14 protein-coding genes are annotated in these 13,209 nt (G+C 57.7%); 8 read left to right on the forward strand and 6 right to left on the reverse strand.

Going from position 1 to position 13,209, the window contains the following annotated elements:
• Positions 1-158: 158 nt before the first annotated feature.
• The gene (rcsF, locus tag ONZ54_RS16165; RefSeq protein WP_017412233.1) at positions 159-530 is read left to right on the forward strand and encodes an Rcs stress response system protein RcsF; all 372 of its coding nucleotides are present in this window, start codon (positions 159-161) and stop codon (positions 528-530) included.
• Between the two features lie 9 nt (positions 531-539).
• On the forward strand, positions 540-926 hold the full coding sequence (locus tag ONZ54_RS16170) for a DUF488 domain-containing protein (protein WP_005312389.1): 387 nt from the start codon (positions 540-542) through the stop codon (positions 924-926).
• A gap of 80 nt (positions 927-1,006) precedes the next feature.
• Here the strand turns inward: ONZ54_RS16170 and ONZ54_RS16175 are convergent, their stop codons facing one another.
• Positions 1,007-1,999: an NAD-dependent epimerase/dehydratase family protein gene (locus tag ONZ54_RS16175; RefSeq protein ID WP_271786665.1), complete on the reverse strand. Its 993-nt coding sequence runs from the start codon at positions 1,997-1,999 to the stop codon at positions 1,007-1,009.
• Between the two features lie 235 nt (positions 2,000-2,234).
• On the opposite strand from ONZ54_RS16175, the gene tsaA reads away from it, so the two are divergent.
• A complete protein-coding gene (tsaA, locus tag ONZ54_RS16180; RefSeq protein WP_271786666.1) occupies positions 2,235-2,939 on the forward strand; it encodes a tRNA (N6-threonylcarbamoyladenosine(37)-N6)-methyltransferase TrmO in 705 nt (234 codons plus the stop codon).
• Positions 2,940-3,075: 136 nt separating this feature from the next.
• Here the strand turns inward: tsaA and ONZ54_RS16185 are convergent, their stop codons facing one another.
• The 3 genes from ONZ54_RS16185 to ONZ54_RS16195 are packed head-to-tail and all read right to left on the reverse strand — an operon-like array spanning position 3,076 to position 6,265.
• Complete coding sequence (locus ONZ54_RS16185; RefSeq protein ID WP_271786667.1) at positions 3,076-4,197, reverse strand: beta-ketoacyl-ACP synthase III; 1,122 nt, start codon at positions 4,195-4,197, stop codon at positions 3,076-3,078.
• 57 nt (positions 4,198-4,254) lie between these two features.
• Positions 4,255-5,418 (reverse strand): vWA domain-containing protein, encoded by a 1,164-nt coding sequence (locus ONZ54_RS16190; RefSeq protein WP_058395654.1) that lies wholly within the window; start codon positions 5,416-5,418, stop codon positions 4,255-4,257.
• A 4-nt stretch (positions 5,419-5,422) separates the two neighbouring features.
• Entirely contained in the window at positions 5,423-6,265 is an 843-nt protein-coding gene (locus tag ONZ54_RS16195) for an AAA family ATPase (protein WP_005312374.1), read from the reverse strand.
• A 167-nt stretch (positions 6,266-6,432) separates the two neighbouring features.
• On the opposite strand from ONZ54_RS16195, the gene cysK reads away from it, so the two are divergent.
• The 4 genes from cysK (at position 6,433) to crr (ending at position 10,426) form a co-directional block, all read left to right on the forward strand.
• Positions 6,433-7,401 (forward strand): cysteine synthase A, encoded by a 969-nt coding sequence (gene cysK, locus ONZ54_RS16200; RefSeq protein WP_005312371.1) that lies wholly within the window; start codon positions 6,433-6,435, stop codon positions 7,399-7,401.
• 442 nt (positions 7,402-7,843) lie between these two features.
• Positions 7,844-8,101 (forward strand): HPr family phosphocarrier protein, encoded by a 258-nt coding sequence (locus tag ONZ54_RS16205; protein ID WP_005303128.1) that lies wholly within the window; start codon positions 7,844-7,846, stop codon positions 8,099-8,101.
• 44 nt (positions 8,102-8,145) lie between these two features.
• Positions 8,146-9,873: a phosphoenolpyruvate-protein phosphotransferase PtsI gene (gene ptsI / locus ONZ54_RS16210; protein ID WP_005312368.1), complete on the forward strand. Its 1,728-nt coding sequence runs from the start codon at positions 8,146-8,148 to the stop codon at positions 9,871-9,873.
• 43 nt (positions 9,874-9,916) lie between these two features.
• A complete protein-coding gene (gene crr, locus ONZ54_RS16215) occupies positions 9,917-10,426 on the forward strand; it encodes a PTS glucose transporter subunit IIA (protein ID WP_005312365.1) in 510 nt (169 codons plus the stop codon).
• A gap of 88 nt (positions 10,427-10,514) precedes the next feature.
• On the opposite strand, the gene ONZ54_RS16220 is transcribed toward crr, so the two are convergent.
• Positions 10,515-11,477, reverse strand: a complete 963-nt coding sequence (locus ONZ54_RS16220) for a sensor domain-containing diguanylate cyclase (protein WP_271786668.1) — start codon at positions 11,475-11,477, stop codon at positions 10,515-10,517.
• Between the two features lie 62 nt (positions 11,478-11,539).
• Entirely contained in the window at positions 11,540-12,358 is an 819-nt protein-coding gene (locus tag ONZ54_RS16225; RefSeq protein ID WP_334312709.1) for an ABC transporter substrate-binding protein, read from the reverse strand.
• Positions 12,359-12,595: 237 nt separating this feature from the next.
• On the opposite strand from ONZ54_RS16225, the gene ONZ54_RS16230 reads away from it, so the two are divergent.
• Positions 12,596-13,141 (forward strand): cytochrome b, encoded by a 546-nt coding sequence (locus ONZ54_RS16230; RefSeq protein ID WP_271786670.1) that lies wholly within the window; start codon positions 12,596-12,598, stop codon positions 13,139-13,141.
• Positions 13,142-13,209: the final 68 nt, after the last annotated feature.

Here is a 13,209-nt window from a genome sequence, read left to right on the forward strand (position 1 = left end):
GGGAGGATACGCCTGCGGACACAGCCCTCCTTTAAGACAGGCCGGCGGAGCCTGTCTGATCCCCGTCACACCTCGTCTTCACGGCTAAAATTGGGGCTGGTCGCAGGCAGCGACTGGCCCCTATAATGTCCGCCCTCACAGTTCAAAAAGATGCTGATATGAAACGCCTGATCCTGATGATGCCCCTGATTGCCTCCGGTTGCGCCGACTTCTCCTTCAACAGCAATCTGGACAAGGAAAACTTCGACGAGTACTTCAAGCCGGGCGGCGTTCAGATCTATGAACAGAACCAGCTGGCTGACCTCAACTACCTCTACCTCGGCACCGTCGAGGGGGAATCTTGCCAGAGCGATGCCAAGCAGCCGGTGCCCAACGCAGGTGAAGCGCGTACCCTGGCGCGTCGCCGCGTGGCCGACATGGGTGGCAATGGCGTCACCTTCGACAAATGCGCCGAGTTCAGTGACACTCCGGGCTGCCTGAAACAGGTGATCTGCTACGGGCAGGCGCTCAAAGTGGCACAAGAGAAGTAAGGATACCCCATGGCCCTGGCCATAGTCCGGCTCGGCAGTCCTCGTCTTGAAGGTGAAGGGTTGCGTATCGGCACAGTGCGGCGCCCACCCCGTGGTGTGCCCAAGCACGCATTTGCCAGTCAGGATTGGTATGACGTCTGGTTTCCCAATCTGGCGCCCAGCAGCGACACCATGAAGCTGGGCCAGGCCGCCGATACGCCTGCCCTCTGGGCCGTTTTCTGCAAGCAGTACAAGGCCGAGATGGCCACCCCCTGTGCCCGCCACGATCTGGCGCTGCTGGCTGCCCTCTCCCATACCACCAATCTGTCGGTGGGCTGTTACTGCGAGCAGGCGTCTCGCTGTCATCGCAGCATATTGCAAGAGCTGCTGGTCAATTGCGGCGCCAAGTTACGCTAGAGGGCGCCGCTGGATAGTGAAAGAGGGCGTCCCGACGGACGCCCTCTTTCACTTCAATCACCATTCAGACAGGACAAGCCCTACTGCAGGCTGCCAACCAGCAGGCGCCGACGCAGCGCAGCCTCCTGCTCCGCAGTCATACCCGCCACCACGGCTCCCTCGTTGTCCATCAACCATTGCATCAGATCGGCGACCGTCTCCTCCAGCGGTCGAAAGTTGAGCCCCTGCACTATGGCTGCCTCGGCACTGATGCGGCCATAGCCGGCATACTCAGCCAGCTCGTTTGGCAATAGCGTGGGATAGCTCTGCCAGGGTTCGACGCCGGCTGCCAACAACTCGGGCCAGGGGCGCCACTGTGCTTGCCATTGTGTGGCAGGTGCCAGCCTGGCGGTGATGCGATCCAGCCAGTCCACCAGCGCAATACCAGGTTTGAGCAGATTGAAACAGCCACCCAGCTGCTGCTCGGCGGCCCGCAGCACGAATTCGGCGCAGTCGCGCACGTCCAGGTATTGCAATCGATCCTGCCCGTCCCCCGGCAGCAACCAGGGCCCCCCTTGCTGCACCCGTTTCACCCACCAGGCCAAGCGACCCGTGTGATCATGGGGACCGCACAGGACACCGGGACGCAGGATGCAGAGCCGCTCGCCCCAATGATCCCGATACGCAGCTTCGCACAATACCTTCAGCGGACCGTAATCGGTGGGCAGTTCCCCCTCGACAATCTCGTGCAACGGCGCCGATTCATCCATGCCCCGGCTGGCGAAGTCGCGATAGACGCTGATGGTGGAGATAAAGATCAACCGCTCGCAGCGCCCGAGCAGGGCTGCCGAGAGGCTCACCGCCTGCTCGGGACGGTAGCAGCAGGTGTCTATGACCAGATCCCAGCGCAACCCTTGGCTTTGCAGGGGGCTCAGATCCTTGTCCCTGTCACCGTTGAGCTGAACCAGGTCACGCCAGTCCGGGTGCTGATGCCGGCCCCGGTTGAATAGCGTCACCTCGTGCCCCCAGTCCAGCGCCAGCGTGGTGAGGTGGCGGCCCAGAAAGCCGGTGCCACCGATAATCAGCAATTTCATCCATGTATCTCCAATCCGGCGCCATCTGAACGCCTTCGCCACAGAGCAGAGCGCGAATACCATCCCCTGCTCCATCTGCCTTCACCCTACGCAAGTTGGTGCCGGGGTACAGCTCCCCGAGTGCCGGTATGGGACGGGGATCACGACAGGACGCGGGAAATGAGCGTAGCGAGGCAGAGCCTGCGTTTTGAGGCTGCCTGTGCTAAATTGCCGGGGTTTTCAGTCAGGATCCGCCATGAAGTTCGAAATCGACACCCTAGGGATCATCCACTCTCCCTACAAGGAGAAGTTCGCCATCCCCCGCCAACCCGGTCTGGTCAAATCGGCCCGCGCCCGCCTCGAGCTGCTGCCCCCTTACGATCAGCCGGACGTGCTGCGCGGCATAGAGCAGTTCTCCCATCTGTGGCTCAGCTTCGTGTTTCACCAGACCATGGATCAGGGCTGGCACCCGACGGTACGTCCGCCGCGCCTGGGCGGCAACGAACGGGTCGGAGTCTTTGCCACCCGCTCCACCTTCCGCCCCAACCCGCTGGGCCTGTCGGTGGTCGAGCTGCACGGTGTTGGTCGCGAGCGTGGCAAACTGTGGCTGGAACTCGGCGCCGTGGATCTGCTGGATGGCACTCCTGTCGTCGATATCAAGCCCTATATTCCCTATGCCGACAGTCTGCCGGACGCCCGTGGCGGCTTTGCCCCCGATGCCCCCACCCCGCCTCTCGTGGTCAACTTCACCCCCGAAGCGGAGCTGCAGCTGCAACCCTGGCTCAAGGCTCACCCCGAGCTTCGTCTGCTGGTGAGCGAAGTGCTGGCCCAGGACCCTCGCCCCGCCTACAAGAAAGGCAAGCCGGACGAAAAGGAGTACGGCGTCAGGCTGTTTGATCTCAATGTACGCTTTCGCATCACAGAACCCGACTGTCTGGTGCTCGCCATAGAACTTGCTTGATCTCGGCGCTATTTGAGTAAAAAAACCACCTTGGTGAAGTGAGCCCCATTTATTGGACACGTCACACTGAGGTGGTTTTTTATTCGCCGCCTGCCTGTGGCATTGTGCTGTCTGGCACGCAGGAAAACTCAGCCCCTCACAGGCGCTGCAACAACAGGCTCCCTATCGAATAGCCGGCGCCGAAGGAGCAGAGCACGCCGCGGGCCCCCGCAGGCAGATCCTGATGGTAAAGATGGAAGGCGATGACCGAGCCCGCCGAGCTGGTATTGCCATAGCTGTCGAGGATCACGGGCGCCTCCTGCTGACTGGCATCGTGGCCCAGCAGCTTGCGGCCGATGAACTGGTTCATGGTGAGGTTGGCCTGATGCAGCCAGAGTCGGCTCAAGGAGTCCGCCGTCCAGCCCTGCTCATCCAGCTGACTGAGAATCTGATCGCACACCAGCGGCAGCACCTCCTTGAACACCTTGCGCCCCTGCTGGCGGAACAGTTTGTCATCCCCATGACGGGTACGCGGACTGAGCCGGTTCAAAAAGCCGAAGTTGTTGCGGATATTGTTGGAGTACTGGGTCACCAGCTTGCTGGCCACCAGTTGCCAGGGGTTGGCCACCTTGCAATCGGCCTCCCGCTCCAGCAGCACGGCGGTACAGGCATCGCCGAAGATGAAGTGGCTGTCCCTGTCACGAAAGTTGAGATGCCCGGAGCAGATCTCCGGGTTCACTACCAGCGCCAGTTTAGCGGTGCCTGCCGCCAGCATGTCCGCCGCCGTCTTGATGCCAAAGGTAGCGGATGAGCAGGCCACGTTCATGTCAAAGGCCATGCCGCTCGCCCCCAGATAGTGTTGCAACTCGATGGAGAGCGCCGGATAGGGCCTTGGCATGTTGGAAGCCGCCACTATCACCAGATCAATCTCACCCGGCTCCCGGCCGGCGGCAATCAGCGCCTGCTCGGCGGCAGCAACCGCCATCTCCACCATGATGGAGGGCTGATCGTCGGCCCGCTCGGGGAGCAAGGGCTGCATGATGTCAGGGTCCAGCACCCCCTCCTTGCTCACCAGATAGCGACTCTTGATGCCGGACGCCTTCTCGATGAATTCGCAGCTCGAGTGCTGCTTGGCGGATAGCTGACCCGCATCGATGGCGGAGGCATTTTCCTCGTTGTAGAGGTCCACATACTGGTTGAAGGCGGTCACCAACGCTTCATTGCTGACGGCAAAAGGCGGGGTATAGAGGCCTGATCCACTGATCACGATAGAAGTCATCTTTGCTCCTGGCCGGGTGCAATCCCGGCTTGTTGGTTTATTTGGGTAGAGAGGTCATTACAACTGATCGATCGCTGCGGCGAGACCAGCCAGCGTCAGCGGATGCATACGCCCGCCAACCACGTCATTCATCAACTTGATGGAGGGATGCCAGAGCCACTCGCGCCTGGGGATGGGATTGATCCACACCAGCCTGGGAAAGTGCTGCTGCAGGCGAGCGAGCCATACCTGACCCGCCTCCTCGTTCCAGTACTCAACGGCACCGCCGGGCCAGCTGATCTCGTAGGGGCCCATCTTGGCGTCCCCCACAAAAATCACCCTGTAGTCGCTGCCGTAGGTGCGCAACAATCTCAGGGTGTCGAACCGCTCCTCGAAGCGACGGGCGTTGTCTTGCCAGACGAAGTCGTAGAGACAGTTGTGAAAGTAGAAATACTCCAGATGCTTGAACTCGTGGCGCAGGGCCGAGAAGAGCCGCTGCACCTCGGCCACGTGGGCATCCATGGAGCCACCCACATCGAAGAAGACCAGCAGTTTGACGCCGTTGTGGCGCTCGGGCCTCAGCTTCACATCCAGCCAGCCCTGACGGGCTGTGCTCTTGATGGTGTCGTCGAGATCCAGCTCGTCAGGATTGCCCTTGCGCACCCAGCGTCTGAGTTTGCGCAGGGCCAGCTGGATGGCACGCTGGCCCAGGGGCGAGTCGTCGCTGAAGTTGCGATAGTGGCGGGCTTCCCACACCTTGACCGCCTTGCCATGCTGGCCCTCTCCCCCCATGCGGATCCCTTCCGGGTGAAATCCGCCGTGACCGAACGGACTGCTGCCGCCAGTCCCCACCCACTTGTTGCCGCCGGCATGGCGTTCTTTTTGTTCCGCCAATCGCTGGTTGAGGGTTTCAAGCAGCTTGTCGAGTCCACCCAGAGAGTGCAGCAGTGCCTTTTCTTCGGCACTTAACAAGCGTTCGAACTCCTTGCGTAGCCACTCATCAGGTAAGGCGTCGGGCAGCAAGTGGCTGGCCTGCAGACCGTCGTAATACTCGGCAAAGGCGCGATCGAAGCGATCAAAATGAGCCTCGTCCTTGACCAGCAGGCAGCGGGAGAGCTGATAGAAGTCGTCCATGTCGACACTGACCAGCCGGGCTGCCAGCGCGGCGTGCAAGTCCAGCAATTCGCGCAAACTGCAGGGGATCTTGTGGCGACGCAGCTGGCTGAAAAAGTCGATCAGCATGGTGTCAGTTGCCGCGACGGGCCAGGAAGGCCAGCTTCTCGAACAGGTGCAAGTCCTGCTCCGTCTTCAGCAGGGCGCCGTATAGCGCCGGGACCAGCTTGCCCGGTTCGCGGGTGCGCATCGCCTCGGGAGAGATATCATCGGCCAGCAGCAGCCGGATCCAGTCCAGCAGCTCGGAGGTAGAGGGTTTCTTGCGCAGCCCTTCCACTTCCCGCAGTTCGAAGAAAAGCGTCATGGCCTCATCCAGCAACGCCGCTTTCAGGTTCGGATAGTGCAGGTTGACGATGGCCTGCATCTCGGCCTTGTCGGGAAAGCGAATGTAGTGAAAAAAGCAGCGACGCAAGAAGGCATCCGGCAGCTCTTTTTCGTTGTTGGAGGTGATGATGACAACGGGGCGCCGGCGGGCCTTGACTCGCTCGCCGGTCTCGTAGACGTCAAACTCCATCCGATCCAGCTCCAGCAACAGGTCGTTGGGGAATTCGATGTCCGCCTTGTCTATCTCGTCGATAAGCAGCACGGGCCGCTCATCAGCGGTAAACGCCTGCCACAGCTTGCCCTGGCGAATGTAATGACTGATATCCCCCACTCGCGGATCCCCTAGCTGGGAATCACGCAGCCGGGCCACTGCATCATATTCGTAGAGCCCCTGCTGGGCTTTGGTGGTGGATTTAATGTGCCAGGCAATGAGGTGAGTGCCGAGCGAACTGGCCACGGCCTCGGCCAGCTCTGTTTTGCCAGTGCCAGGTTCACCTTTGATAAGTAACGGTTTTTCCAGCACTATGGCCGCATTGACCGCCATCTTCAGCGCCTCTGAGGCGAGATAGCGATCGCTTCCTGCAAATCCCATAACGTCCATTCCTTTGACGATAAGAGACCTTTTTGAGATCGAGGCCTCAGTAAGAAAGAATAAGCTCTATATCTTGTAATAACATATTGTTATAACAAATCGTCACTTCTCATTCAGAAACCACAGGGTAATCTTGTTTCATCGCCGTAACAAACAGGGATAGCACCATGAGCAAAATTTTTGAGGACAACAGCCAGACCATAGGTCACACCCCGCTGGTTCGACTCAACCGTGTTACCAAGGGCCGCGTACTGGCCAAGATTGAAAGCCGCAACCCGAGCTTCAGCGTCAAGTGCCGCATCGGTGCCAACCTGATCTGGGATGCCGAGAAGCGCGGCGTACTGACCCAGGGCAAGGAGATCATCGAGCCCACCAGTGGTAACACAGGTATTGCTCTGGCATTTGTGGCCGCCGCCCGTGGCTATCCCATCACCCTGACCATGCCGGCCACCATGAGCCTGGAGCGCCGCAAGCTGCTCAAGGCGCTCGGTGCCAATCTGGTGCTGACCGAAGGCCCTCTTGGCATGAAAGGCGCTATCGCCAAGGCCAACGAGATCCTCGAATCCGAGCCGGGCAGATACGTTTTGCTGCAACAGTTTGAAAACCCGGCCAACCCGGAAATTCACGAGAAGACCACTGGCCCCGAGATCTGGGATGCCACCGACGGTCAGGTGGATGTATTCGTGGCCGGTGTAGGTACAGGCGGCACCATTACCGGCGTCTCCCGCTACCTGAAGCAGACCAAAGGCAAGGCCGTGATCTCGGTGGCCGTCGAGCCAAGCGAATCACCGGTGATCAGCCAGCGTCTGGCCGGTCTCGAAATCAAACCGGGTCCCCACAAGATCCAGGGCATTGGTGCCGGCTTCATCCCGGGCAACCTGGACCTGACCCTGCTGGACCGCGTCGAACAGGTGAGCAGCGATGATGCCATCGAGATGGCGCGCCGTCTGATGGAAGAGGAAGGCATTCTGGCCGGTATCAGCTCTGGAGCCGCCGTCGTGGCCGCCGCCCGTCTGGCCGAGCTGCCGGAATTTGCCGACAAGACAATCGTCGTCATACTGCCGAGCGCCGCCGAGCGTTATCTCTCCAGCGCATTGTTTGCCGGCGTGTTCAGCGAGCAGGAGTTGCAGCAGTAAGTGATCGGATAATTTCAAAACAACGGCGCTCCCAGGAGCGCCGTTTCTTTATGAGCTAGACTGAGCACTTGGCAGCGTCACTCGGCCCCTTATTTTTTGGGGTAAAATAACAAACAAACGAGTGACAAAAAAAGCAGACATCCTGTGATAAATTTCATATCCTGTGCGGCGTCACGAGGTGTTTGCCGACTAGGTATCACAAAGTAACAAAGTGTTATTTTTCGTTATAAAATAATTTCAAGCCAGTATTTCTGCGGCTTGTAGCGCGATAACGGAAAAGAGTAGCGGCAAACACCGAATACTGCACAGAAAATTGACCTGGATTAAACCATTGCAGGTCTGATTTCGTTACTTTACAACATATCCATACTGACACGGTGAGACAAGGAAGCGTCAAAAGCATCCATCTCTCCAAAAAATATCAATAATATGGGGTGAAACCATGTACGAGAAGTCTGTTGTTATCACTGCTGAAAACGGCCTGCACACCCGTCCGGCAGCTCAGTTCGTGAAAGAAGCCAAAGAATTCCAAAGCGAGATCACTGTGGTCTCCGGTGGCAAATCCGCCAGCGCCAAGAGCCTGTTCAAGCTGCAGACCCTGGGCCTGACCAAAGGCACCAACGTGACCATCCAGGCCGACGGCCCGGACGCTCAGAAAGCCGTTGAGAAGCTGGTTGCCCTGATGGACGAGCTGGAGTAATCCAGCTTTATTCCTCCCCCACAGTCGTTTTAATAGGAAGGATTATGATATCTGGCATTCTTGCGTCCCCCGGTATCGCATTCGGTAAGGCGCTTCTTCTTAAAGAAGATGAAATCGTTATCAATCAGGGCAAGATTTCTGCTGACCAGATTGACGCCGAGATCAACCGCTTCCTCGAAGCCCGCACCAAGTCAGCTGCACAGCTGGAAGCCATCAAAGCCATGGCTGGTCGCACCTTCGGTGAGGAAAAAGAGGCCATCTTCGAAGGCCACATCATGCTGCTCGAAGATGAGGAGCTGGAAGGGGATATCAGATCCTTCATCAAAGACAACAAGGCCACCGCTGATAAGGCCGTCTACGAGGTCATCGAGCAATACGCCAAGATGATGGCCGATCTGGACGATCCCTACCTGCGCGAGCGCGCCACCGACTTCCGTGACATCGGAACCCGTCTGGTGAAGAACGTGCTGGGCATCGCCGTTGTCAATCTGAGCACCATAGACGAAGAGGTCATCCTGGTCGCCAAAGACCTGACTCCGTCCGAAACTGCCCAGATCAACCTGAAATATGTGTTGGGCTTCGTTACCGATATCGGTGGCCGTACCTCTCACACCTCCATCATGGCGCGCTCCCTTGAGCTGCCGGCCATAGTGGGCACCAACGACATCACAGAGCGCGTCAACAATGGCGAGATGCTGATACTGGATGCGATCAACAACCAGATCATCATCAACCCGACCGCTGAACAGCTGAACGAAGCCAAGCAATTCCAGGCCCAGTTCCAGGCTGAAAAAGATGAGCTGGCCAAGCTGAAAGATCTGCCTGCCATCACCCTGGATGGTCACCAGGTCGAAGTCTGCGCCAACATAGGTACCGTCAAGGATACCGAAGGTGCCATCCGCAATGGCGCCGAAGGCGTGGGTCTGTACCGTACCGAGTTCCTGTTCATGGATCGCGATGCGCTGCCGACCGAAGACGAGCAGTTCAAGGCCTACAAAGAAGTGGCAGAGGCCATGCCGGATCAGCCGATCATTGTCCGTACCATGGACATTGGCGGCGACAAAGAACTGCCGTACATGAATTTCCCGAAAGAGATGAACCCCTTCCTGGGCTGGCGTGCCGTGCGTATTTTCTTCGATCGCGAAGACATCATGCATGCCCAGCTGCGGGCCATACTGCGTGCGTCTGCCTTCGGCAAACTGCGCATCATGTTCCCGATGATCATCTCCGTCGAAGAGTTCCGCAGCCTCAAGGCCACCGTAGAGAAGCTGAAAGCCGAACTGCGCACCGAAGGCAAAGCCTTTGATGAATCCATCGAAGTGGGTATCATGATCGAGACTCCGGCTGCTGCCGTGATGGCTCATCATCTGGCTAAAGAAGTGGATTTCTTCAGTATCGGTACCAACGACCTGACCCAGTACACTCTGGCAGTCGACCGTGGTAACGAGATGATCTCCGCCATGTACAACCCGCTGTCACCCTCCGTCCTGACCCTGATCAAGATGGTTATCGACGCTTCCCATGACAATGGCAAGTGGACCGGTATGTGTGGTGAGCTGGCTGGTGACGAACGCGCCACACTGCTGCTGCTGGGTATGGGTCTGGATGAGTTCTCCATGAGCTCCATCTCTGTACCGCGTATCAAGAAGCTTATCCGCAACACCAACTTCGAAGATGTGAAGGCAATGGCTGACCAGGCTCTGAGCTATGCAACCGCCGCCGAAATCGAAGCCTGTGTAGATAACTTTATTAAGCAGAAGGCAGTCTGCTAAGATCGGCTGCAAACAGCGACAATCATCTCTAGGAGCTTTTACTATGGGTCTGTTTGATAAACTGAAGAAACTGGTTTCCGACGATAGCTCTGATACAGGCGGCATCGAAATTTTTGCCCCGCTGTCAGGTGAAATCGTACCGATCGAAGATGTGCCTGACGTTGTCTTCGCCGAGAAGATCGTCGGCGACGGTATCGCCATCAAGCCGGCTGGCAACAAGATGGTTGCACCGTGCGATGGTACCATCGGCAAGATCTTCGAGACCAACCACGCGTTCTCGCTGGAATCCGACTCTGGTATCGAGCTGTTCGTTCACTTCGGTATCGATACCGTTGAACTGAAAGGCGAAGGCTTCACCCGCATCGCTCAGGAAGGTCAAAAGGTCAAGCGCGGCGACACCATCATCGAGTTCGATCTGGCCATTCTGGAAGCGAAAGCCAAGTCTACCCTGACGCCGGTTGTCATCTCCAACATGGATGAGATCAAAGAGCTGATCAAGATGACGGGTGCCGTAACTGTGGGCGAGACCCCGGTGATCCGCATCAAAAAATAATGCACTGCTGGTTCAAGCCAGTTGCTGCAACGAAAAACCGAAGCCATGCGCTTCGGTTTTTTTATGAAAAAATGGCAGTGAATACCGACTACTCCTTGCCAAACAATACCCGGTTTCGCCCCTGCGCCTTCGCCTGATACAGCGCCCTGTCCGCCACCTGCAACAGGTTGTCGAGGCTTTGTCCCGTCGTCAGCGTGGCGCAGCCAAAACTCATCGTCAGTGAGAAATGGTGATGGTGCCAATTTATCTGACTGGCAGACAACAGCTGTCGCAGTTGCTCGGCCAGGGAGACCGCCCGGGAGGCATCAGCTCCCGGCAGGATCAGCAGGAACTCCTCCCCTCCCCAGCGCGCCAGACACTCCTTTCCCTGCAACTGCTCCCCCATGATGCGGGCAACCCCACACAAGGCCGCGTCCCCGGCGGGATGACCGTATCGATCGTTGACCTGCTTGAAGTGATCAACATCGCACAGAACCACTGACAAAGGTCGCCCCTGCAGCCAGTGCGCCTGCAGCTGCTGTTCGGCTCCGCGCCGATTGCTGAGTTCTGTCAGTGGATCGGTACAGGAGAGGCGACTGACCTCCTCTATCATGCAGTGCAGATCGTGAATGTCGCGAAACGTCACTATGTGCCAACCGGGCATGGCATCGGCCGTCAATTGGGCTGTGATGGTAAACCAGCGGCGCTGGCCATTCTTGCAGTAGATCCGGGTAGACATCTCCGCCACGGCAGAGCCGTTGGCCAGACTGGTCATGACAACCTGATTCCAGTCCTGGATGGCTTGAGTTCTGGTCTGCTCATCGTGATAGACAGTCGCAAACCAGGCTGTCATATCCGGCAACTCGGCCAGGGTGTAACCCAGCTGCGCCGAGAATGCCTGATTCACGAACCTGTGATGCCGGATGGGAATGTTCGACAGGGTTGTTGGTATTGTGCCAAGAGTATCACCACAGACCGCCTCTGAAATGAGGATCGGTATCGGGATCACATCAAAGGATCGAAACAGGATCTGCTGCAGTTCGCTCAATATCGCTGACTCGGATATGTTCAAGGTATTTCCCTTACCAATATTTCGCTCAACAGTAAGTGAGTCCGCAGGCTGGGTAAATCCGCTTATTGAGCCTCTCGGACCACCTTGGTCGCAGTGTTCTCTCCCGGTTGCCACTCCTGATAGGGGCCGTGGATGGCAGAGTAGATCTTGTCCAGCTGACCGGAGGCCTTGAGCTTGCCGATGGACTGTGTCAGGAAACGGTCCACCCTATCCCCCTTCTCTCCTTTCGGGATAATAAACACATCGTCGAACTCGCCGAAATAGACGCGGTGGATATTGGTCAGCCCCATCTTCCTCAATGCAAAATCGGCCTCCTCCTGCGCCCAGAGAAAGGCGTCGATACGGCCCCTGCTCAGTTTGCCAAGGGACTGCTCGATTGAGAGGGAACGCTTGACCGAGAAGGGCCAGAAGTCGCTCACCCCCTCGATGAGCAGATCCCGCTTGGTGTACTCATAACCGAGTACCATGGCAGGCGTAATCGGAGCTGTGCTGTTGCTGTAAAGCACATGGGTCACTTTGCCAAAGGTCACAGAACTGAAACGATAGGGGAGCATGGATTCATCGATATAGGGATTGCGCAACGCGGGCAGATTGAAGTCCGCTTCCCCCATCACCACGCTGCGGGTTGCCCGCGACATGGGATAGACCATCACGCTCACCTCGACCCCGTCGTCCAGATCGGCGATAGCCTTGACCAGATTGACGAAGGGGCCGCTACCATCGGAATCGATGAGCCCCGGCAACAGGCCGAGATAGGCAGATAAGCGCGTTGGATATTCAGACTCGGCCGCAGAGAGGCGGTCATTGCTGCTCCCCATCCCCCCTGCCACAAGGGCGCACAACATGAACAGGAGACCCTTACCCAAGCCGACATGTTTCATGGATCAAACCCTCGTCATCACTGCCATAGCGGGCAGGGTTATCAGAAGCATAGCTCCGTGATGAAAGGTACAACCACAGCCAGCGGGATGAGCATTCATTGTTAAAAGGTTATCTGGATCAATGTTTGCCCGGACAAGTCTCGTAACATGGAAAGGGATATACCAAGGTCCGGCCATCCCAAGCCCGCCCAACGAGATAAAACGTGATGCAATGAGCGCCCCGAGAAGGACACGAGCATGTTGAAAAATACCGAACAGCGTTATGGCAGCCTGAGTATCGGGCTGCACTGGTTGACCCTGCTATTGATGATGGCCGTCTACGCATTGATGGAGTTCAGGGATATTTTCCCCAAGGGCTCGGCCGGCCGTGACCTGATGAAGGAGTGGCACTTCATGGTGGGCTTATTGATTCTGACGCTGGTCGTCGTACGGCTGCTGGTGCGCTTTAGCAGCCCGTCACCCCGCATAGTGCCCACCCTGTCACCCCTGATGCGAACACTGGGTCACCTAGCCCACCTGGCACTGTATGGCTTTCTCATCCTTGCTCCGCTGCTGGGTTGGTTGCTCCTCAGCGCAGGCGGCAAACCCATTCCCTTCTTCGGATGTGAGCTGCCCGCCCTGCTTGCACCGGATGATGGTCTGAAGGGGACGATCAAGGATCTGCACGAAACGCTGGCCAACATAGGCTATGCGCTGATCGCCCTGCATGCGGCGGCAGCCATCTATCACCATCATGTGCTCAAGGATAACACCTTGACCAATATGTTGCCCGAGCGGAAATAAACACCCGCCTTGAACCCGCCAACAAAAAGGCCCCTTTGACAGGGGCCTTTTGCCATGGCTGAAGCGCC

It is taken from the genome of Aeromonas salmonicida, assembly GCF_028355655.1.
In the GTDB taxonomy this organism is placed as follows: domain Bacteria; phylum Pseudomonadota; class Gammaproteobacteria; order Enterobacterales; family Aeromonadaceae; genus Aeromonas; species Aeromonas salmonicida.

Excerpts from the sequence above, each read along its gene's own strand:
- ONZ54_RS16175 (WP_271786665.1), bottom strand. The coding sequence starts at position 1,999 with ATGAAATTGCTGATTATCGGTGGCACCGGCTTTCTGGGCCGCCACCTC.
- crr (WP_005312365.1), top strand. The coding sequence starts at position 9,917 with ATGGGTCTGTTTGATAAACTGAAGAAACTGGTTTCCGACGATAGCTCT.
- tsaA (WP_271786666.1), top strand. The coding sequence starts at position 2,235 with ATGAAGTTCGAAATCGACACCCTAGGGATCATCCACTCTCCCTACAAG.
- rcsF (WP_017412233.1), top strand. The coding sequence starts at position 159 with ATGAAACGCCTGATCCTGATGATGCCCCTGATTGCCTCCGGTTGCGCC.
- ONZ54_RS16170 (WP_005312389.1), top strand. The coding sequence starts at position 540 with ATGGCCCTGGCCATAGTCCGGCTCGGCAGTCCTCGTCTTGAAGGTGAA.
- ONZ54_RS16205 (WP_005303128.1), top strand. The coding sequence starts at position 7,844 with ATGTACGAGAAGTCTGTTGTTATCACTGCTGAAAACGGCCTGCACACC.
- ONZ54_RS16225 (WP_334312709.1), bottom strand. The coding sequence starts at position 12,358 with ATGAAACATGTCGGCTTGGGTAAGGGTCTCCTGTTCATGTTGTGCGCC.
- cysK (WP_005312371.1), top strand. The coding sequence starts at position 6,433 with ATGAGCAAAATTTTTGAGGACAACAGCCAGACCATAGGTCACACCCCG.
- ONZ54_RS16195 (WP_005312374.1), bottom strand. The coding sequence starts at position 6,265 with ATGGGATTTGCAGGAAGCGATCGCTATCTCGCCTCAGAGGCGCTGAAG.
- ptsI (WP_005312368.1), top strand. The coding sequence starts at position 8,146 with ATGATATCTGGCATTCTTGCGTCCCCCGGTATCGCATTCGGTAAGGCG.
- ONZ54_RS16190 (WP_058395654.1), bottom strand. The coding sequence starts at position 5,418 with ATGCTGATCGACTTTTTCAGCCAGCTGCGTCGCCACAAGATCCCCTGC.
- ONZ54_RS16230 (WP_271786670.1), top strand. The coding sequence starts at position 12,596 with ATGTTGAAAAATACCGAACAGCGTTATGGCAGCCTGAGTATCGGGCTG.
- ONZ54_RS16185 (WP_271786667.1), bottom strand. The coding sequence starts at position 4,197 with ATGACTTCTATCGTGATCAGTGGATCAGGCCTCTATACCCCGCCTTTT.